Source organism: Geothrix sp. PMB-07 (genome assembly GCF_030758935.1).
Taxonomy (GTDB): domain Bacteria; phylum Acidobacteriota; class Holophagae; order Holophagales; family Holophagaceae; genus Geothrix.
In genome coordinates, this window is record NZ_CP132333.1 from 903,723 (window position 1) to 924,090 (window position 20,368).

General features: G+C 65.3%; 17 protein-coding genes. 5 read left to right on the forward strand and 12 right to left on the reverse strand.

What is annotated here, in order from left to right; translation table 11 throughout:
* Positions 1 to 217: 217 nt before the first annotated feature.
* Complete coding sequence (locus Q9293_RS03960; RefSeq protein WP_306250258.1) at positions 218 to 1,627, forward strand: hypothetical protein; 1,410 nt, start codon at positions 218 to 220, stop codon at positions 1,625 to 1,627.
* A gap of 39 nt (positions 1,628 to 1,666) precedes the next feature.
* Here Q9293_RS03960 and Q9293_RS03965 read toward each other — a convergent pair whose 3' ends face one another.
* From Q9293_RS03965 to Q9293_RS03995, 7 genes are all read right to left on the reverse strand, one after another.
* Entirely contained in the window at positions 1,667 to 2,305 is a 639-nt protein-coding gene (locus Q9293_RS03965; protein ID WP_306250260.1) for a PolC-type DNA polymerase III, read from the reverse strand.
* Entirely contained in the window at positions 2,302 to 2,724 is a 423-nt protein-coding gene (locus Q9293_RS03970) for a hypothetical protein (RefSeq protein ID WP_306250262.1), read from the reverse strand. The genes Q9293_RS03965 and Q9293_RS03970 overlap by 4 nt, the downstream gene beginning before the upstream one ends.
* Positions 2,725 to 2,744: 20 nt before the next feature.
* Entirely contained in the window at positions 2,745 to 3,152 is a 408-nt protein-coding gene (locus tag Q9293_RS03975) for a bacteriohemerythrin (protein WP_306250263.1), read from the reverse strand.
* Positions 3,153 to 3,251: 99 nt separating this feature from the next.
* Entirely contained in the window at positions 3,252 to 3,659 is a 408-nt protein-coding gene (locus Q9293_RS03980) for a bacteriohemerythrin (RefSeq protein WP_306250266.1), read from the reverse strand.
* Between the two features lie 95 nt (positions 3,660 to 3,754).
* A complete protein-coding gene (locus tag Q9293_RS03985; protein ID WP_306250268.1) occupies positions 3,755 to 5,116 on the reverse strand; it encodes a polysaccharide deacetylase family protein in 1,362 nt (453 codons plus the stop codon).
* Positions 5,117 to 5,146: 30 nt separating this feature from the next.
* Complete coding sequence (locus tag Q9293_RS03990; RefSeq protein ID WP_306250270.1) at positions 5,147 to 7,777, reverse strand: polysaccharide deacetylase family protein; 2,631 nt, start codon at positions 7,775 to 7,777, stop codon at positions 5,147 to 5,149.
* Complete coding sequence (locus Q9293_RS03995) at positions 7,777 to 10,389, reverse strand: valine--tRNA ligase (RefSeq protein WP_306250272.1); 2,613 nt, start codon at positions 10,387 to 10,389, stop codon at positions 7,777 to 7,779. The genes Q9293_RS03990 and Q9293_RS03995 overlap by 1 nt, the downstream gene beginning before the upstream one ends.
* A gap of 182 nt (positions 10,390 to 10,571) precedes the next feature.
* Between Q9293_RS03995 and Q9293_RS04000 the strand changes: the two genes are divergently transcribed.
* On the forward strand, positions 10,572 to 10,922 hold the full coding sequence (locus Q9293_RS04000; protein ID WP_306250274.1) for a cytochrome c3 family protein: 351 nt from the start codon (positions 10,572 to 10,574) through the stop codon (positions 10,920 to 10,922).
* Positions 10,923 to 10,966: 44 nt separating this feature from the next.
* Positions 10,967 to 11,689 carry an efflux RND transporter periplasmic adaptor subunit gene (locus Q9293_RS04005; protein ID WP_306250275.1) on the forward strand — a complete coding sequence of 241 codons (723 nt, stop codon included), beginning with the start codon at positions 10,967 to 10,969 and terminating at the stop codon, positions 11,687 to 11,689.
* A 15-nt stretch (positions 11,690 to 11,704) separates the two neighbouring features.
* On the opposite strand, the gene Q9293_RS04010 is transcribed toward Q9293_RS04005, so the two are convergent.
* From Q9293_RS04010 to bioB, 3 genes are all read right to left on the reverse strand, one after another.
* A complete protein-coding gene (locus Q9293_RS04010; protein WP_306250278.1) occupies positions 11,705 to 13,483 on the reverse strand; it encodes a methyl-accepting chemotaxis protein in 1,779 nt (592 codons plus the stop codon).
* A gap of 127 nt (positions 13,484 to 13,610) precedes the next feature.
* Positions 13,611 to 14,273: a hemerythrin domain-containing protein gene (locus Q9293_RS04015; RefSeq protein ID WP_306250280.1), complete on the reverse strand. Its 663-nt coding sequence runs from the start codon at positions 14,271 to 14,273 to the stop codon at positions 13,611 to 13,613.
* A gap of 5 nt (positions 14,274 to 14,278) precedes the next feature.
* Positions 14,279 to 15,226 (reverse strand): biotin synthase BioB, encoded by a 948-nt coding sequence (bioB, locus tag Q9293_RS04020; RefSeq protein ID WP_306250282.1) that lies wholly within the window; start codon positions 15,224 to 15,226, stop codon positions 14,279 to 14,281.
* Between the two features lie 132 nt (positions 15,227 to 15,358).
* Here bioB and Q9293_RS04025 point away from each other — a divergent pair, with 132 nt between their 5' ends.
* Positions 15,359 to 16,321 carry a helix-turn-helix domain-containing GNAT family N-acetyltransferase gene (locus Q9293_RS04025; protein WP_306250283.1) on the forward strand — a complete coding sequence of 321 codons (963 nt, stop codon included), beginning with the start codon at positions 15,359 to 15,361 and terminating at the stop codon, positions 16,319 to 16,321.
* Here Q9293_RS04025 and Q9293_RS04030 read toward each other — a convergent pair.
* Positions 16,318 to 17,031 carry a response regulator gene (locus Q9293_RS04030; RefSeq protein WP_306250286.1) on the reverse strand — a complete coding sequence of 238 codons (714 nt, stop codon included), beginning with the start codon at positions 17,029 to 17,031 and terminating at the stop codon, positions 16,318 to 16,320. The genes Q9293_RS04025 and Q9293_RS04030 overlap by 4 nt on opposite strands.
* Positions 17,028 to 18,944 (reverse strand): ATP-binding protein, encoded by a 1,917-nt coding sequence (locus Q9293_RS04035; protein ID WP_306250288.1) that lies wholly within the window; start codon positions 18,942 to 18,944, stop codon positions 17,028 to 17,030. Before Q9293_RS04035 ends, Q9293_RS04030 begins: the two co-directional genes overlap by 4 nt.
* A gap of 138 nt (positions 18,945 to 19,082) precedes the next feature.
* Here Q9293_RS04035 and Q9293_RS04040 point away from each other — a divergent pair, with 138 nt between their 5' ends.
* Positions 19,083 to 20,312: an ammonium transporter gene (locus Q9293_RS04040; RefSeq protein ID WP_372342192.1), complete on the forward strand. Its 1,230-nt coding sequence runs from the start codon at positions 19,083 to 19,085 to the stop codon at positions 20,310 to 20,312.
* Positions 20,313 to 20,368: the final 56 nt, after the last annotated feature.

The following is a 20,368-nucleotide window of genomic DNA, read 5'->3' on the forward strand; positions in this document are numbered from 1 at the left end:
CCCAGTGGCGAGGGCGCGCAGGCCTTGGGTGGTCTCGACTTTCATTGCGAACCGTGTGGTATAGGTTGGATCGCGAATTGCTTCATGCCAGATCCATGCCCGGTTTCCTCCACAGCTGGACGGCTACCGCCGGGTACCCTTTCCCTGAATCTTGTTGGCGCTTCGAGAGGATCCATTGCTGCTGCCCGGGCGAATGTTGGCGCTATCGATGTGGGCTTTGGCCAGCCCACTGGAAGCCCAGGACATTCCGATCACAGTCCTGACTCAACAGGGGATTTTGTACTTCGACCGGAACACCACGGAACTGAGTCCCCTGGGGCGGGAGAAGCTGGGCAACCTCATCCGTGAATGGGGCAAAGGCGGAGTCTGGGTGATCGGCATTCCCAGGAACAGCGGGGCTTCCGATGCGGTCAACCAGGGACGGGTGCGAACCCTGGTCAGCCTCCTGATGGAACAGGGAATCATTGGGGTGCGAACACAGCCGGTCCCTCCGGTGGCTCACGACGCCTACGACCCCCTGGTCATCGGGAAGATCAGCCAGGCAAGCACTGAGGTGGAAGCGGCGAAGGGGGACATCGATCCCAATGAGGACGACCCCACCCCTCGCCCCATGCCGCCTCAAACCGTGCAAAAGGTGCCGCCTGACCCGCCAACGGTCGAGGCGGTTCCTCCGGCTCCGTCGTTGATGGCTGCGACCGCGCCAAGCTGGGTGGCCCTCAGCGCGCAGGTGGCCTATCAGAGCGCCTCGGTTGCGACGCCGCCCACGGTCCGCATGGAGGCCTCGCCCTATCCTGTGGTGGGAGTGGGGGTGGTGGCGGTGCCCGGGGCGCTGAGGCTGGAAGCGGGCTATGCCAAGTCTGCCCGGAATGCTTTTGGTGTGAAGGAGCAGGGCGAACCCGACCGCAAGCTCGATGTCTCGGATGCCTCCACCACCTTCTCGGAGCAGGTCTCGTTCAGCCTTGGGCTGACACAAGGGTTCCTGCCCCTCCAGTTTTCGTACGTGGACGAGAAGCAGTCCCTGACGGCGGTGTTGCCCAAAGGGGCTCTGATCCTGGATCGGGCTGGCGAAGGCTGGGTGAGCCTGGTGGATGATGTGCGCTTCGCCTATCGCACCCGGGTGAAATCCTCCGGCCTGGATTGGCGCTTCGGGGATTCCGAGCGCGATGCTCGCACCTACTGGTTGGGCTTCTACTCAGACAAAACCGAAAAACCCTTCAGCCTCTACGAATCTGGCGCCTTCGAGAACCACGTGCTCTACACCGCCACCTACACGGTGACGGGCCTGCGAGTGAGGATCCAGGGTGATCCCTTCCGTGAGGGCCTGGCCTTCGACGACGTCGAGCTGAAGGCGGGACGCGCCAAAAACCTTGAGCTGCTGGACAAGTACCATTTGTTGCTGGCAGAGGTGACGAAGCAGGGCTTCAACGAAGCCAGCCTCCGGGTCTCCCCCCGCTACCTGACGTCTTTCGGGAAACGGGGGTTCGTCCGCTTCAGCCTGCCCCTTACCTACACGCTGAACACCGCCAAGAGCCAGACCACTGAAGGCGCGGGGTATACACAGCTCACCGGCCTTTACGGCAACCGTTTCACGGCTGGTGTGAGGCTGGAAGTGGGTTTCCGGAAATAGGGCCCATATCCAATCGCCCACATCCAATCGGCGGTCCGCTCAGACCTTGCTCCAGGGCACGTCGCCGGCGGCCAGGAAGGCCTCGCCATCCAGGCCCTGTTCTTCGGCGCGGCGGATGAGGTGCTGCAGGGCTTCCGCCGTGGCCTCGGCATCCTGAAGCGCGCGATGGGCCCGGGTGTTGGTGATGCCCAGGAAATCGCAAAGGTCTGCGAGGCTGCGCCGGGGCAGTTCAGGAATGAGTTTCTTGGCCAGCAGTCGGGTGCAGATGAGGCGGTGCCGCCGCCAAACGCCTTCGGGCAGCCAAGCCTTGAGGAAGCTGCCGTCGTAGGGTGCGTGGTGGGCCACCCAGATGCGGCCTTCAAGCTTGGGCGCCAGCTTCAGCGCCACCTGCTCCCAGGGGGGAGCGCCCGCCAGCATGGGCAGGCTGATGCCTGTGAGCCGCTGGATTTCCTCCGGCAGGAAGCCCTGAATGGAGGCCAGGCTGGAAAAGCGATCCTCCACCACCAGGCCCGAAAGGCGCACCAGCCCCACTTCGGTGATCTCGGAAGGCTGGAGAAACCGGCCATCCTTGCCCCAGCGGGCCTTGGGGCTGCCACCGGTGGTTTCCAGATCCAGCACCGCGAACCTCAGTTCCCGCAGGGCGGGTGAGCCGGATTCGAGGAGGGGCTGCTGTGTCATGCGCTGACCAGGGTTTTGAGGCCGTCGCGGAAGAGCACGTCCACCTTCTTGCCCAGGCGCCGCTGGATGCGGCCCAGGCCAAAGCTGGGATGGTCCATCCAGGTGCCCTCTTCCCAACGCTCGGTGACGCGGTAAGGCTTGGCGCTGGCACCACCCTGCTCCGCGGCGAGGAGCTGCTGGAACTGGGAGGTCAGAGAGGCGCCGGGCCGTGGGGAGCCTGCCTTGGCGGCCGCAGGAATGCGCGGGGTGCGGGGCAAGGGCTCGGGCTTGGCTGCGCGGAATTTGTGGACGGACCGGCAATTACCGCAGATGAGCCGATCAGGCACTCCGTTAGTGACTGTGAGCACCTGGTGGCGGGTCTCGCCGCCGCACCGCCCACAGGGCGCATCCACATCCTGGCCTGCATAGTAAGTCTTCATGCCTTCCAGCCTAGCATCCGTCAGTGGATGCCGGCCGCGTTCAGGTGGAGGGCCATCTTCTTGTCCTCTTCCGAAATGTGGTGGGCCAGCCAGTCCCGGAGGAAGTGCATGACCGGCAGGGACAGCATCTGCGAGCCTTTGGCGAGCTTGCCTTGCAGTTCCACCACCTGGCGCGTGAGCTCATCGTGGATGGCCTTGTGATCGGCGTAGCCCGGATAGGCGGACTTCTGCATGAGGTCCTCTTCGGTCTTGAAGTGATCCACGGTGTACTTGGCCAAGAAGGACAGCGTCTTGCCGATCTCGTCCTTGCCTTGTCCCGCCTGCATGGCGTCGAAGAGCGCGTTCACGTGCTCGAAGAGCATCCGGTGCTGGGCGTCCACCGCGGCCACCCCGACCTCGAACTTGGGTTCCCATTTCACGAAGGCCATGGCGATCTCCTGAATGAGTCTTCCTGGTCATCGGCCTCTGAGATGGGAGGTTGATTATTGAAGAAGAATTAGAAAAAGCATGCAAATGTTCCGCCGCGCCTACCGGAGGCCGACTTGGTTCAGGTGTGCGGCCAGCTTCTTGTCTTCCTCGGAAATGTGGTGCGTCAGCCAGTCGCGGAGGAAATGCATGACGGGCAGAGACAGCATCTGCGAGCCTTTGTCGAGCTTGCCTTGCAGATCAACCACCTTCTGAGTGAGGTCGTCATGGATGGCTTTGTGATCCTTGTAGCCGGGGTAGGCGGACTTCTGCATGAGGCCCTCCTCGGTCTTGAAGTGCTCCACGGTGTAGTTGGCCAGGAATGTCAGGGTTTTGCCGATCTCATCCCTGCCGTGGCCCGCCTGCATGGCGTCGAAGAGCGTGTTCACCCGGTCGAAGAGTGCCTGATGCTGGGTGTCGATGATGTCCACGCCCACGGCCAGTTTGGGATTCCACTTGATGAAGGCCATGGCTTACCCCTCCCTGGCTGGATAGGCATGTCATCGGCCGCCCGTGGAAGGTTTTGATTCCTGGATTGGGGCTGGGCAAAAAAAGATCATGGGCCTCAGCCCGCTTCCGGCAGCACCAGCTTTCCGGTGGGGTCGAGCGTGGCGAAGCGGTAGCCTTCGGCCCGCAGCCGGGGAATGAGCACCGGCAACACCTTGCCCGCCCGGTCATGGATGTCGTGGAAGAGGATGATGCCGCGCCGCTCGTGGGTGATCAGCTTCAGCACGCGGTCCGCCACGGAACTGGGCACGGGATCCGCCCAGTCGAGGCTGTCGATGTTCCAGAGCACCGAGCGCAGCTGGAAAGCTTCCAAGGCCCGGAGCTGGACCGCCGTACGGGCGCCGTAGGGGAAGCGGAACAACTGGCTGTGGGCGCCGGGAATGGCCCGCAGCAGCTGATCCGTTTCCCGGATTTCCTGATCCAGCGGAGCGCCGGTCTCTTTGCTGAGCTGGGCGTGGGAGTAGCTGTGGTTGCCCACCAGGAAGCCGCCCTTCACCAAATCCTCCGTGATGGTGGAGAGGTGGCCGAGCTTGAGGCTGCCGCCCGCTTCCTGAGTGCCCAGGTTCCGACCCACCTCGAAGAACATGGCAGGCACGCCCTCCTTCTGGAGCAGGGTTCTGATTTCCTCGGTATACACCCGGTGCGGGCCATCGTCGAAGCTGAGGATGAGCACCTTGTCCGGCAGCTCCGTGCCGGTGATTTCGCCGCTTCCCGCCAGCTTCTCCGCCGGACTCGGGATGGCCTCAGAGCCGAGCAGCTGCTGGACGGGAAGGCGCCGCTGCAACTCGGCCACGTACGCATTCCACACATCCCGGGCGCCGCCCTTCGGAGCCGCCGCCGAGCCGCCGAAGACACGCTGGTATTCGGATTCCACTTGGGCCTCCACCCGATCCACCTCGGCCAGATCCCGGGTGAGGCGCTGCTTCAGGGCCGCGCCTTCGGGTGTGCTGTCTGTCTGGAGGGCCTTCAGCAGGATGCGCAGGGTGTCGCGGAAGGCCAGGCGGTCCGGCGTCAGCAAGTCGCCATCCTGCTCCATCCAGTCCAGCAGGGAGGAGATGATGGGATCGCGCTGGGGCGCGGACCTGGCTGCCAGTTGGACCAGGGCCTTGTTGAGCTGGTGGACCAGCTCCCTCCGCTCATGGTGCAGCCGGTGGCCCACCGCGAGGGCCTGGTTCAGGGCCGGACCGGAGAAAATCGCTTCGTCTGCGAAGAGTACGATCAACTGCCGGTGGACTTGGAGATCCGAGCGCAGGGCCTCGAGCAGGGGCGTGGCACCATCCGGAAGCTCCTTGGGAGCGGCCAGGGCCGAGGCGGCTTCGAGAGGCGGCTGCACGGGACGCACGGGGCGGTGGCGTCGCAGAAAGAGGAAGCCCCCGGCGAGCACGGCCGAGGCAAGGAGGGCGAAGGCAACGGGGCGCATGAACCCAGGCTAGCACTGCGAAAGGCCAGGTCAGAGAGCCTTGAGCAGATCCTTGGCCTTGGCGCTGCTGGCACCGTTGGGCACCAGGGCCAGGTAGGTTTGCAGCGCCTGTTTGGCCTTGGCCGAATCCCCGGCCTTGAGCGCGGCCTCACCCAGGTTGAAGTGGGCGATGGCGCGGCTGGGATCCATCTTCAGGGTGTTCTCGAACCAGCGCACCGCTTCGGGATACTTGCCCTGCTTGAAGTAGATGAAGCCCAGGTTGTTGGCGGCCAGGGCGAAATCCGGTTTGTATTTCAGCGCCTCGGTGAACTGCGCCTCGGCTTCGCCGTAGCGCTGCTCGCGGTAGAGGCGCAGGCCCAGGTCGTTGGCCCGCTGGGCGGCCTGGCGGGGCGGCAGCTTGGTGGGCTTGGCGGCGGTCAGTTTCGTCTCGCCTCCTTCCAGCGTTTTCACCACCACGGGGCCGCTGACGGGGCGATCCAACACTTCGGCCAGCTTCAGCTCCTTGCCCTGCAGTTGGGCGCTGTCGCCACTGAGGAACTCCGTTTCCACGGGCTTCTCGAAGACGAACTCACCGCCTTCCGAACCGGGCAGGCTGCCGAAGGCGGGCGTTTGGCGGGACATGGAGGCCACGATGGGCGCGGTGAAGGCCGCCAGCTCCGTGGCCGTGATGACGCCATCGCCGTTGAGGTCAGCCCGGCCATTGAGGCCCTGAAGCAGGGTCCAGGTGAAGACGCTGTGGCCGCCGGGGCCGTCATCGGCCACGGATTGGTCGGCGCCCCCGGCGGTGAGCATCTGCCGCGCCAGGCGCTTGCTGTTCTCCCGCAGGAAGGCGTCAGAGGCGCCGCGGGTGAGGCCCAGGCCGCTATAGCAGGCATCCATCACAAAGAAGACGTGCTTGGCCGTGAGGCCCTCGGCCACGGTTTGCAGATCGGTCATGGGCAGCGCATCGCTGGCGAAGGCGTTGGGATCGGAATCCACGGGGATGAGGTAGCCCAGATCCCGACCCGAGCTGAGCTTGCGGGTGGCGCCGTGGCCGGCGAAGTAGATGAAGATGCGGTCATCGCGCTTGGCCTTGGCCAGCTTCCCGTTCAGGGCGCCCAGCAGGTTGGCGCGGGTGGCCTCGCCGTCCTTGAACAGCAGGATGTGATCGTTGGCGAAGCCGAAGCGGGTGGCGAGCAGCTCTTTCACCGCCTCCGCGTCCTTCACCGCATGCTGGAGCCGCGGCCACTTGGCGTAGGCATCGATGCCGACCACCAGGGCCCAGCTCTCCTGATAGCCGGTGGTGGGTGCGGCTGCCGCCACCTGGGTGCTGCCGGGGCGGACGATCTTGAAGGCCTGGCCGTCCCAGCCGGCAAAGGCGTACCCCTGGGCGATGAGCTTGTCGAGGATGGCAGGCAGCGCCTTCACGGCGCGGTCATGGATGTCGTGGAAGAGGAGAATGCCCTTCTTCTCCCGCTCCACCTCCTTCAGCACGCGGTTGACGATGGAGGTGGGCAGGGGGTCCGCCCAGTCCATGGAATCGATGTTCCAGAGGATGGAGCGCAGGTGGTAGGGCTGGAGGGCCGCCAACTGCACGTCGGTGCGGGCTCCGTAGGGAAAGCGGAACAGGTCGGAGTGCACACCGGGAATGGCCTTGAGCAGGGCATCCGTTTCGCCGATTTCCAACTTCAGGGGATCGCCGGTCTCCTTGCTCAGCTGGGCGTGGCTGTAGCTGTGGTTGCCCACCACGTAGCCCTGGGCCACCAGCTTCTTGTCCAGTTCGGCCAGAGGTCCCAGCTTCACCTGTCCGGCCGCATCCACCTTGCCGAGATTGCGTCCCACGTGGAAGAAGAGGCCCGGCAGCTGGTACTGCTTGAGGATGGCGGCGATCTCTTCGGTGTAGACACCGTGTGGGCCATCGTCGAAGGTGAGCACCAGGGTCTTGTCCGGCAGGCTGCGCCCCGTGAGTTCCTTCTGCTCGTCAGTGACGGCACCGGCGTAGGGCAGGATGGTGCCGTAATCGCGCAGGATGGCCTCGCGGCTGTAGCGGCCTTTCAGCTTGGCCAGGTAGTCGTCCCAGCGCTCCCGTTTCAGCTCGATGCCGCGATCCTCGAAACGCTCGAAGATGGCCTTCAGTTCCTTTTCGTAGAGGGCCTCGATGCGGTCCAGGGCCTCCTGGTCCTCGGCCACACGCTTGGCCAGCTTGACGGCCGTGAGCGAGCCATCGCGCCCCAGGGCCTGGGCCACCACACGCAGGGGCTCGCGGAAGGCGAGGCGATCCGCGTCGAAGAGATCCTCACCCTGCTCAATGAAAGTGAGCCAGGCATCCAGGGTGGGAAAGCGCTCGGGCTTGCCCGAGGCGAGGATGGCCTCCAACACTTCGTTGGCCTGGCGCTGCTTGGCCAGGCGCTCGTGGTGGATCTGCTGGCCCACGCGGGAGGCCGCGGCTCGTTCTTCCGGCTTGAGCTTGGCTTCTTCGGCGAAGAGGACGATCAGCTTGCGGTAGCTGTCGAGATCCTCCTTCAGCGCCGCGATGAGGGGCTCGGGTTCGGGATGCTGGATCAGCGCCGCCAGGGCGTCTGCGGTGGGTGGTTTGGGCTTGGGACGGGTCAGGCGGTAGGCGCCCAAACCCAGGCCCCCGGCCACGGCCAACAGCAGGAGGAGCCGCGGCGTGCGTCCCATCAGCTGAGCAGGGCTTTGACTTGGGTGAGGCGCTGTTCCTTTTCTTCGGCCTGGATGCGCAGCTTGGCCACTGCCGCCTCCGGGGCCTTGGTGACGAAGCTCTCATCGGCCAGCCGCGCGCGCAGGGGTTCCAGTTCTTTTTCGAGCTTGGCCAGTTCCTTCTCCAGCTTGGCCTTCTCGGCGACGGGATCCTTGAGACCGACCAGCTCCAGAGCCACGGCGCCGCCCGCCACCACGGCCACGGTGCGCGTGGGTGAGGCGAGGTCGTCCTTGGTGAAGGTGACGGATTCCAGACGGGCGATGGATTTCAGCGCCTCGCTGAAGGGCTCCAGCTCCAGCAGCGAGCAGAAGGCCGGCACGCGCTTGGCGGGATCCACGCCCTGCTCGGCCTTGAGGCGCAGAAGGGCCGAAAGCACTTCCTGGAAGCGGGGGATGATGGTGCTGTCACCACCCTTCACCTGCAGGATGGAGTCGTCTGCGGGCCAAGCGCGCTGGGCCAGCAGGGCGGGCTCGTCGGCGGGCAGGCGGCCGTCCATCATCGCCTCGTGGATCTCCTCCGTGAGGAAGGGCACGAAGGGGTGCAGGGCCCGCAGGAGGATGTCGAGGAAGTGCAGGATGGCGGCCTTCTGGGCCTTCGTGCCGCTCTGCAGCTGCACCTTGGCCAGCTCGATGTAGGTGGCGCAGAAGTCATCCCAGACCAGGTGGTAGAGCAGGTCCGAAGCTTCGTGGAAACGGAACTCCTCGAGGGCCTTGGTGACGGTGGCGAGGCTGTCGCGCATGCGGCCGATCATCCAGAACTCGGCTTCGCCGAACTCGGGCTTGTTCTCCAGCGTGATGGTCTCGTCCAGGCTCATCTGCACGAAGCGCGACGCGTTCCACAGCTTGTTGCAGAAGTTGCGGCTGGCCTCGAGGCGGGCCTTGCTCATGGCGATGTCGGTGCCGGGTGCGGCCATGATGGCCAGGGAGAACCTCAAGGCATCCGTGCCGTACTCCTCCATCACTTCCAGCGGGTCGATGACGTTGCCCTTGGTCTTGCTCATCTTCTGGCCGCTGGCATCGCGCACCAGGCTGTTGAAGTAGACCTTGCGGAAGGGCACGTCACCCATCCAGGTGAGGCCGGCCATGGCCATGCGCGCCACCCAGAAGAACAGGATGTCGTAGCCGGTGATGAGGACGCTGGTGGGGTAGTAGCGCTTGAGTTCGTCGCTCTCCTCGGGCCAGCCGAAGACGCTGAAGGGCCAGAGGGCCGAGCTGAACCAGGTGTCCAGCGTGTCGGGATCCTGAATCAGTTCTCCTGCTCCGCATGCGCAGCATGCGGAGGGCTGCTCCAGCTCCACATGGAGCTCGCCGCACTTGCCGCAGGTCCAGGCGGGAATGCGGTGCCCCCAGACCAGCTGGCGGCTGATGCACCAATCCTGGATGTTGGTGAGCCAGTGGTTCCAGACGGCCACGTGGTGCTCGGGCGTGAACTGGATGGCGCCGCTGTTCACGGCTTCCAGGGCCTTGGCGGCGGCTTCCCGCACATCCATGAACCACTGCTCACTCACCAGCGGTTCCAGCACGGCACCGCTGCGATCACTCAGGCTGATCTTGTTGACGTAGTCCTCGACCTTCACGAGGAAGCCCTGTTCCTCCAGGTCGGCCACCACGCGCTTGCGGGCCTCGAAGCGGTCGAGCCCGGCATAGGCACCCGCCTCGGCCGTCATCTTGGCGTCGAAGCCGATGATGGTGATGGAGGGCAGGCCCAGGCGCTGGCCCGCGGCGAAGTCGTTGGGATCGTGGGCGGGCGTGACCTTCACGCAGCCGGTGCCGAAGGCGGGATCCACAAAGGTGTCGGCCACCACGGGGATCTGGCGGCCCGTGAGCGGGTGGTTCATGAGCTTGCCGATCATCCCCTGGTAGCGCTCGTCGTCGGGGTGCACGGCCACGGCGGTGTCGCCCAGCATGGTCTCGGGGCGGGTGGTGGCGACGACCACATCGCCGCTGCCATCCGCCAGCGGATAGCGCAGATGCCAGAGCTTGCCGTTGCGCTCCTCGTATTTCACTTCCAGGTCGCTCAGCGCGGTCTGCAGGGCGGGGTCCCACTGGATCATGCGGGGGCCGCGGTAGATGCGCCCGGCCTTGTAGCTCTCCACAAAGACCTTGCGCACGGCCTTGTTGAGGGCGGGATCCAGCGTGAAGCGGTTGCGGGTCCAGTCCACCGAGCAGCCCAGGCGCTTGAGCTGGTGCTCGATGGCCCCCTGGTTCTTCTCCTTCCAGTCCCAGATGCGCTGCTCGAAGGCCTCGCGGCCCAGCTGGTGGCGGTCGGTGCCTTCAGCCTTCAGCTGGCGCTCCACCATCATCTGCGTGGCGATGCCGGCGTGATCCGTGCCCGGCACCCACAGGGCGTCAAAGCCCTGGGCGCGCTTGAAGCGCGTCAGCACGTCGTGCAGCGTGTTCACGAGGGCGTGGCCCATGTGCAGGTTGCCCGTGATGTTGGGCGGGGGAATAACGATCGACCAGGGCTCCTTGCCGCTCGTGGGCGCCGCCTCGAAGGCCTTGGAGTCTTCCCAGACCGAGTACCAGCGGGTTTGCGCCGTCCTGAAGTCGAATGCCTTGTCCATCTCGCGCATGGGGATCCTTGGGTATGCCTGGCCTGGGATCCCCGGGGGTGCGGGATCTCCTCTCGCCGAATGAATCAGTGTATCCGTGGACAGACGGGCCTTCCAGACGGAGCCGGGCTTTGGTGACGCCGGGGTCTGGTGGAATGCGATACCATGGTCGCCATTCGTCCGGAACGGGGACGGGAGGGCACATGCGTCTTCTGCGGATCGTGGTACTGGGGCTTCTGGGTGGTTTGGCGACAGCAGTGATGGCGGGCGATGGGGAGAGGCCCCTGTCCCCGGCTCACGTGCGGGCGAAGGTGACCTGCCATGACTGCCACCAGAAGGAAAAACCCACCACGGCGGCGGTGCCCGATGAGGGCTGCATGATCTGCCATGGCGACTACCCGGCCATGAAGGTCCAGACCAAGGATGTGAAGCCCAATCCCCACGGTTCACCGCATGATCCCATTGCCTGCACGGAATGCCACCGTCAACACAAGGCGCCGGTGGTGAAATGTCTGGAATGCCACCAGGGGAAGTACACCTTCAAGGTCAAATGATCCCTCCCGCATGACAGGATTGAAGGGTCTGCTGCGAGAGGCCCATGTCCATGCGATCCGCCCTTCTTGTCGTTCCTTTCCTTGCGGGCGCGGTTTGCGCCCTGGCCGCAGGTTCGGTGGAGGGGCGGGTGCTGCCCTTCCGCCAGGTGGAAGTCAGCGCCCCCGTGTCCAGCCGGATCGCGGAGCTGAAGGTCAAGGAGGGCGACCTGGTGAAGGAGGGGCAACCCTTGGCCCTGCTCTACGGGAAGCTCGAGGAACTGGAGATGCAGCGGGCCAAGGCCCTGCTGGAGCGCCGGGAATTCGAGGCCAAGAGCGCCAAGCGCCTCTATGACAACAAGATCATCCCCGAGGCCAAGGCCATGGAAACGCGCATTGATCTGGACTTGGCGAAGCTCCAGTACGAATCCGCGGCCGAGCAGGTACGGCTGCGGACTGTGCTCGCCCCGCTGGATGGGGTGGTGGTGACGACGGCGCGCGAAACGGGTGAGACCGTCTCCGCCGGGCAGCCGCTCTTCCGCATCCTGGATTTGAGCAAAGTGGTGGTCCAGCTGACGGTGGATGCAGATGCCTTGGGCACCCTGGCCCCAGGCCGCCATGTGAGGGTGAACCTGAGGAAGGCTGCGGAACCCCTGGAGGGCCGGGTGACCCTGGTGGATCCCTGCGCCGATGCCGAGGGCCGGGTGAGGGTGCGGGTGGTGGTGGAAAACACGGATCGCAAGATCCGGTCGGGCATCCGGGCACGGGTGGATTGGTCCGATGCCCAGTAGGTCCAGGGCTCAGGCTCAGTCCTGCAGGAAGCGGTCCGGGTTGAAGCCGGTCACCATGGCGCCCCAGTGCTTGCCGTCAATGTAGATGGGCATGGAGAGGTCGTTGAGGATCTCGCCCGTGTCCCGCATGTAGGTCTGGAAGAGGAAGGCCTCAGTGTTCCGCGAGCGGCGCTTTTCCGTTTCCACGTTGAAGTAGATGCGCTGGTGTCGGCTCCTCACCACATCCACTTGCGGATCGCCAGTCAGCGGGTCTGATGCGCCGGTGTGGTGGATGGCCAGATAACCGTTCACATCCAGGGCCACGGCATAGATGGAGCCGAGTTCCTGGCGGGCCTGGTCGAAGATGGCCTGCAGTTCCTTGGCAAAGATGTCGGCATAGGAGGTGGTGAACTTCGGCGGGTTGGAGTGGAGCACGGGCCGGTAATCGCGGTCGAAGACGTTGATGCCACGAGTGGCGATGGCCTGAATGCGCGCCTGCATGGCATCCCGGTGGCGGATGCCCAGCTGGATCACCGATTCGAGATCGCCGGTGCCTGTGCGGAACCGGGAGACGAGTTCGAGCAGCTTTTCCGTGGCCCGGTTCATGTCGCCCGAGTGGCGGGTGGCCTCCGTGAGGCGGCGTTCCGCCTCTTCGCTGAGGTTCTGAATGTCCTGGGATTGGTGGTAGATCTCCTGGCTGGTGCCGGAGATGCCCTCCACGGCCGCCGTGGCTCCGCTGAGCTGGGTGGCGTTCTCCTCGAAGTCGCGCACCAGCTTGGCGAAGTGCTCTGAGGCGCGGCCCAGGGTGGCGGCTGTGCCCCGGAAATCGAGGGTGATGTTCTCGATGCCATGGGAGGTTTGATCCACATCCCGCAGCATGTCGCCCAGGTTCTGGGCGATCTCTTCCGCGGCCACACCCACGCTTTCGGACAACTGGCGCACTTCCTCGGCCACCACGGCAAAGCCCTTGCCCGCCTCGCCCGCGTGGGCCGCTTCGATGGAGGCATTGAGGGCCAACATTTTCGTTTGTTCGGCCACGCCCTCGATGAGTTGCACCACCTGGCCGATGCGCTCGGACCTTTCGTTCAGGCGGGCCACCAGCTGGGTGAAGTCCACCAGCCGCTGGTTGGTGGTGGCCATGCCAGCGTCGGCCTCCGCCAGTTCCAGGCGGGTCTGCTTGGCCGATTCCAGGTTCTCCAGGGTGCTGCCTGCCACGTGGCCCGTCATGCGGTTGATCTGGCCTATGGCATCGGCCACTTCATGGCTGGTCTGGGTGATGCGCTGCGAAAGGGCGCCCTGGCGTTGGGCGCCGGTGGCGGAATCAGAGGCCAGCTTCGTGGTGCGGGTGGAGCCCACCGCGATGGACAGACCCAGGCGCTTGGAGGTATCGAGGATGTGGCGGATGTCCTTGGCGAAGCGGTTGTAGCCATCCGCCAGGCCCCGGATCTCATCATGGGTATCCAGCTGGATGTCCTGAGAGAAGTCGCCACCCCGGATCGTCTCCCCGATCTTGCGCAGCGGCTTGGCCACCGAGAGGTGGAAGGTGATGAAGGCGACGATGCCGATGACCACGGCCGCCAGGGGCAGGAGGATGGCGGCGGTCTCCGCCTTGGCCAGCAGGGCGAGGGTGGCCGAGTGATCCACTCCGGGCGCGTTCTGGAGGTTGGCCTTCAGGGTCCGGGTGAGCTGGAAGGATTGCCAGCAGGCCACCAGCAGCAGGGCGAAGAGCGGCAGCATGCAGCCCAGGATCTTCCGCACCAGGGTGTTGAAGACATGCTGTTCGAGGAACCTGTAGGGCGCCGTGACCAGTTGCATGGGAAGCCCCCTTCCAGGCCCGCCTCCTGTGGGTCGGAGACGACAGTCCCCAGGCAAAGCCAATCCCCTTCCATCGGAAGGGGAGCCTTCGTCAATGAATCTGGACCTGCGGAGGAACTAACTGCTGCTAGTCGCCGGACATGCGCTCGTGCATGTCCTCCCACTCCAGATCCGTCCACCACTCGCGTTCCAGGCCTTCACAGGCGATTCCGTAGGAGGGGCAAGTCACGCAGCCATCGCCCCGGTGGACTTCCGCATCACGCTCGGGCGGGTAGGCCGCCAGCAGGGCCAGGCCCCCGTCGTGGGCGGCCTGCTCCGGATCGGTCATGGGCCGGGAGGGCAGCTCGCGCACATGGAACCGCCGCAGGCGCTCCTGCCCTTCGGGAAAGATGACGGAGTTCTCAGCGTCTATGTGGCGCCAGAGGGAGCGGCTGTATTCCACTGCCAGGTCGTGGAGGTGTCGGCCGCTGTCCGCGTCGAGGGCCGGTTCGCCCAGCAGAGGGCCCAGCTCGTCCAGCAGGCGGCCCATGCTTGCATGCTCCAGCGTGAGCGCGGCCACGGGGCCCCGGTGGCCTGGCACTTCCGCCTTCTCGGTCAGGGCCTGGAAGAAGACTGCCTCTTCCTTGTGGTGGTGGAAGGTGCCGACGTAGTGGCGGAAGAAGGCCAGAAACCGGCCGCCATCGGCCGGATCGCCCTGATTGGCCATCCGCGCCGTGACGAAGGCCCTGAGGGATTCCGCCACCCGCTCGATGAGCTCGTGTTCGGCGCGGAGATCCTCAATGAGCTGCATGTTCTCTAAACCTTGGCCGGGGCGCCTTCCACCCGCATGCCCAGGGCGTTCAGCAGCCAGTGGTCGTGGTTGCCGCCGGGGTTGGGGGTGGTGAGGAGTTTTTCGCCGGTGAAGATGCTGTTGGCGCCCGCGAAGAAACACAACGCCTGCAGCTCGTCGCTCATCTGGGTGCGGCCGGCGCTGAGGCGGATGCGACTCTTGGGGAAGAGGATGCGGGCCGTGGCGATCATGCGCACGAGTTCGAGCGGGGGCAGGGGATCGACGTTCGCCAGGGGCGTGCCGTCCACGGCCACGAACTGGTTGATGGGAATGCTCTCGGGCGCGGGCTCCAGCTCGGTCAGTTCCTGCAGGAAGTGGATGCGCTGGTCAATGGTCTCGCCCATGCCCACAATGCCGCCGGAGCAGACCTCCAAGCCAGCGGCGCGCACGGCGGCGATGGTCTCCAGGCGCTCGTCGAACTTGCGGGTGTGAATGATGGTTTCGTAGAAGTCGCGGCTGCTGTCGATGTTGTGGTTGTAGACCTGACAGCCCGCGGCCTTGAGGCGCCTGGCCTGATCCTCGTTGAGCATGCCGAGGGTGACGCAGACCTCCATGCCCATGCCGGAGACACCGTGCACCATCATCAGCACCGCGTCGAAGTTGGCGTCGTCCTTCACTTCGCGCCAGGCGGCGCCCATGCAGTAGCGGGTGCTCCCGTTGGCCTTGGCTTCAGCGGCCCCGGCCAGGACCTTGTTCACATCCTTCAGCGGCTCGACCTTCAGTTCCGTCTGGTAGCGGGCGCTCTGGGGACAGTACGCGCAGTCCTCGGGGCAGGCGCCGGTCTTGATGGAATCCAGGGTGCAGAACTGGATCTCCTCGGCGTTCCAGTGCTGCCGGTGGGCCGTGGCCGCCCGGTAGAGCAGCTCGGGCACGGGCAGATCGTGGATGGCTCGGATCTCGGTGGCAGTGGACATGGGAACCCTGTCGAAACGTGGAGATACAGACTAATGCACCTGCCGGGAATGGCGAAGGAGGGCCCTCCAAGGCGGGCCTGCGCTCTTGACTTATGTAACTACTTACGTAAATTGTTTAACGACGGAGGCGTCATGACCGGGCTCCATGATTACGGCGGATTGTTGATGGGTTCCCGGCTCAAGCGGTTGAGCGAAGCACTCTACGCCGGAGTGGATGACATCTACCGGGAGCAGGGGATCCAGCTGTCATCCCGCTGCTTCCCGATCCTCTTCCTGCTGAGGGACAATGGCGCGCTGTCCATCACGGATCTGGCTGGCCGTCTGGGGCAAAGCCATCCAGCGCTCAGCCAGATGAGCCGGAAATTGCTGGCAGAAGGAGTCGTGGCGGAGAAGGCGGACGCCAAGGATGAACGGCGCCGCCTGCTGTTGTTATCCAAGAAGGGGCAGGCGCTCATGGAGCGGCTCGGCCCAGTCTGGAAGGCGGTGGAAGGGGCCGTGGACGAGCTGTTTGGCGCCGAATTCGGCGCGGTCTTGGGCCGCGTGGATGGCGCCCTGGAGGAACGTCCCTTCGCCAAGCGCGTCCGGGCCCGCCTTCGGGTCCATGCGGGCGCCGCCGTGGAGATCATCCCCTTCGAGGCCAGGTACCGCGAGGACTTCAAGCGGCTCAACATCGAGTGGCTGGAGAAGCATTTCTATGTCGAGGCCATCGATCACGAAGTGCTGTCCCACCCCGAGCAGAACATCCTGAAACCTGGCGGCCACATTTTTCTGGCACGGCTGGAAGGTGAGATTGTGGGCACCTGCTCGCTGATCCGCGGAAGGCGGGGCTTCGAGCTGTCGAAGATGGCCGTCACGGGGCGCTACCAGGGGCTGAGCATCGGTCAGCGGCTCATCGATGCGGCCATCGCCACCTTCCAGAAGGCGGGCAAGGGGATCCTCTTCCTGGAGACCAACAGCAAGCTGAAGCCCGCGATCCGTCTCTACGAGCGGAACGGATTCGAGCATGCGGAGCGACCCGAGGCCTCCCATTACCAACGCTCCGATGTCTATATGGTCTACCGCCCGACCGCGGAGCGGGGCAAGGGGCATGATTAGTTTCCGGGCTCCGGTTGAGGCGGGGCTTCACCATTGAATCGGTACCCCACATTGGGCTCGGTGGTGAAGTGCTTCGGCCGGGTGGGATCCGTTTCCAGCTTCTTGCGCAGCATGGCCATGTAGATGCGCAGGTAGTGCGTGTTGCCTTCGCCACCGGGCCCCCAGACTTCGGCCAGCAGCTGGCTGTGGGTGGCGACCTTGCCCTGGCGGCGCACCAGGGCCTCCAGCAGCCGGTACTCGAGGGCAGTGAGTTTCACAGGCTGCCCGTTCAGGCTGATGTCCCGCCGTTCGAGGTTGATGCGAAGGCCTCCGCTCACGATCACGGGTTCCGTGATGTCTGTCTGCAGGGTGTGCCGCAGGGCCACCCGCAAGCGCGCCAGCAACTCTGCTGCGCCAAAGGGCTTGGCCAGATAGTCGTCGGCGCCCTGGTCGAGCGCCTGCACCTTGTCGCGTTCCTGGTTCCGGGCGCTGAGAATGACGATGGGCTTGCGGCTCCAGGTGCGCAGTTCCTTCAGCACGGCCATGCCATCGAGATCCGGGAGGCCCAGATCCAGCAGGATCAGGTCCGGATTGTGGGTACGGGCCATGGTCAAGCCCTCATGGGCCGTGGCGGCGGACAGCACCTGGTAGTGGTGGGCCGAGAGCGTGGGGATGAGGAAGCGGCGCAGGGGCGCTTCATCCTCGATGATGAGGATCAGCGGCTGGCTCACAGGGCACCTTCCACTGGTTCCGGCGGCGCCGGGGGAATGCCATCCAGCGGCAGGGCCACGCGGAAGCTGGAACCGCCGCCCGGGCGGTTCTCCGCATGAATGGTGCCGCCGTGGGCCTGGACGATGGCGCGGCAGATGGCCAGGCCCAGGCCCACACCGCCCTCGCCAGCTTCGGGCAAGCGGAAGAATTTATCGAAGATCCGCTCCTCGAAACCTTCCGGGATGCCAGGGCCCCGGTCGGCCACCTCGATGTGGACCCGGCCTGGATCCTCCCAGGCGCGCAGGTCCATGGCCTGCCCCGGCGCATGGCGCTGGGCGTTGGTCAGCAGGTTCACCAGCAGCTGTTCGATCAGGGCCGCATCGAGGGGAACCAGAGGCAGGGCCTCGGGCAGATCCACGCGAAGGGGCAGCGGGCCCTGCCGTTTCTCCAGGCGGCCCAGTGCGGAGCCCACCACTTCTTCAAGGGGCTGCCACTCCTTCTGCACGTGGATGGCCCCGCTCTCCAGGCGGGTGAGGTCCAGCAGGTTGCCCAGCAGGTGGGCCAGGCGTTCGCTTTCGTCCTGGATCATGCTCAGCAGATCGCGGCGTGTGGATTCACTGACCTCACTGGGCAGCAGCAGGGTTCCAGCCGCACCGTGGATGGCGGCGAGGGGGGTGCGCAAATCGTGGCCGATGGCCCCCAGAAGGGTGCTGCGCATCCGTTCGGTTTCGCTCTCCACCTGGGCCTTGCGTGCTTCCTCCAGCCAGCGCAGCCGTTCCAGGGCAAGCGCGATCTGCACCGCGAAGGCCTTGAGCAGCTCCCAGGTTTCCGAGGGCAGGCCCGCAGCATCCCGGGGCAGGATCTGGAGGACGCCCTCGCTCCGGTCGGTGCCGGAGAGGGAGAGACAGTAGGTGCGTCCCAGGGCCAGGGGCTCCAGCGGGTCGCCGAGCCGCTCGCCCACCTCCAGCCGGGGGAGGAGCTCCGCAGGCGGGGGCAGGCCTGGATCGAGCGAAGGCGGTGGCGCTGCCCTCCATCCGCCCTGCGCGGGAAAAAGGAGGCAGGCCTCGACCTTGAACACGCGACGGATGTGTTCCGCCGCGATGACGCCCACCTGGTCGATGCCGCTGCAGCGGGCCAGGGCACGGCCCAGGAGGTAGAGGGAGGCGGTGTGGACCTCCCGCCGCTGCACCTCGCGTGCTTGTTGACGCAGCCGGTGCAGCAGGCCCATCACCGCCTGGGCGGCCAGCAGCATGGCCAGGAAGAAAAGCAGGTTGGGCCAGGGCGCCCCCCCCTGATTGAAGCGGGGGGTTTCCAAGAGGAAGCTGTAGAACAGGGTGCTTAGCACGGAAGCGAGCACGGCGAGGCCCTGCCCCCACCGGTGCGCGATGAAGGTGACCGCCGCGAGGTAGACCGGCAACACCATGGCGATGTTGCCTTCCCGTGGCACCAGCCAAGCGAGGCCGGAACTGGCGGCCAGGACGCTGAGGGTGCCCACCATGGCTCCAAATCCGGTGCTGTGGAACGCGTGGGGTTGGGATTGGTTCAACCCTTCATCCACCACTTCGATGCGGGTATCCAGGCCCCTGCGCAGCAGCTCATTGGCGGTGGAATGCCCCACGCGGGCCCAGGGCCATCGGTCGCGGGACCGGCCCAGGAGCAGCACTTGAGCGTGGGTGCCGCGAGTGGCCTCGGTCAATCCTTGCGCGAGCGTGGGGGCTTGCAGGACACGGATCTCGGCGCCCAGGCGCTGGGCTTCCTGGAGCCAGACCTGAACCTGTTCGCTGTCTTCGGTGGGGTGGCCGCCCGTTTCCACGTGGACGGCGATCCAAGGTGCCGAGCGTTCCTGGGCCAAGCGGAACCCGGCCTGGATCAGGCGGAGTGCGCGGGCTTCGGAACCGAGGGCCACGAGAATGGGCCGGTGGGGAGCGTCCATGGAGGTTCAGGTTAAACGGTGGGGGGGCATATAAAAAGCGCGTAAAAAGTGGCCCCGGCCGACGCTCGTCACAGGCCCGGCTCTGCATACTTCCGGGATCCGGGAAATCTGGACACGGAGGTTGGTTATATGGCGCCCATGCCACTGAATGTCGGTAACACAGCGTTCATGCTGCTCTGTGCGAGCCTGGTCATGCTCATGACGCCGGGCCTCGCCTTCTTCTATGGCGGCTTGGTGGGCCGCAAGAACGTGCTCACCATCATGACCCAGAGCTTCGTCAGCCTGGGCTGGACCACGGTGCTGTGGTTCGCCTTCGGCTACTCCATGTGCTTCGGCCCCACCTGGCACGGCATCGTGGGCAACCCCGCCCACTACGCCTTCCTGAAGGGCATCACCCTGCAGACCATGTTCACGGGCAATGACGCGGGCATCCCCCTCATCGTGCACGTGGCCTACCAGATGATGTTCGCCATCATCACGCCTGCGCTTATCACTGGCGCCTTCGCCAACCGCGTGACCTTCAAGGCCTATTTCTGGTTCCTCACGGGCTGGCTGATTTTCGTCTATTTCCCCTTCGTCCACATGGTGTGGAGCCCTGAGGGCATCCTGGCCAAGTGGGGCGTGCTGGACTTCGCGGGCGGCATCGTGGTGCACAACACCGCCGGCTTCGCAGCCCTGGCCTCCATCCTCTATGTGGGCCGCCGCAAGGTGGTGGAGAACATCCCCCACAACATTCCCCTCATCGCCCTGGGCACCGGCCTGCTCTGGTTCGGCTGGTACGGCTTCAACGCCGGTTCCGAACTGAAGGTCGACAGCATCACCGCCAGCGCCTTCCTGAACACGGACATCGCCGCCTCCTTCGCCGCCGCCACTTGGCTCTTCGTGGAGTGGATGAACGCCAAGCAGCCCAAGTTCGTGGGCCTGCTCACGGGTGCGGTCGCCGGCCTCGCCACCATCACTCCTGCGGCGGGCTATGTGTCTCTCGGCACCGCCGCCATCATCGGCATCCTGGCTGGCGTCATCTGCTACTACGCGGTGGCTCTCAAGAACAAGCTGGGCTGGGATGACGCACTGGACGTCTGGGGCGTGCACGGCGTGGGCGGCCTCATCGGCGTGATCTTCCTGGGCATCTTCGCCTCCAAGGCCTGGAACCCTGCGGGCACGGACGGCCTGTTGCTGGGCGGCGTGGGCTTCTTCGGCAAGCAGATGGCCGCGGTGTTGATCTCCTCCGTGTGGGCCTTCGGCTTCACCTACGGCATGCTCTGGATCATCGACCGCATCACCCCCGTGCGCGTCGGCGTTCAGGCCGAGGAGAAGGGCCTGGATACGGAACTGCACGGCGAAGAGGCTTATCCCCAGGGGCTCTAGTCTCTGTTGATCTTGCCCTGTGAAAAGGCGGCTCCCCGGAGCCGCCTTTTGCTTGA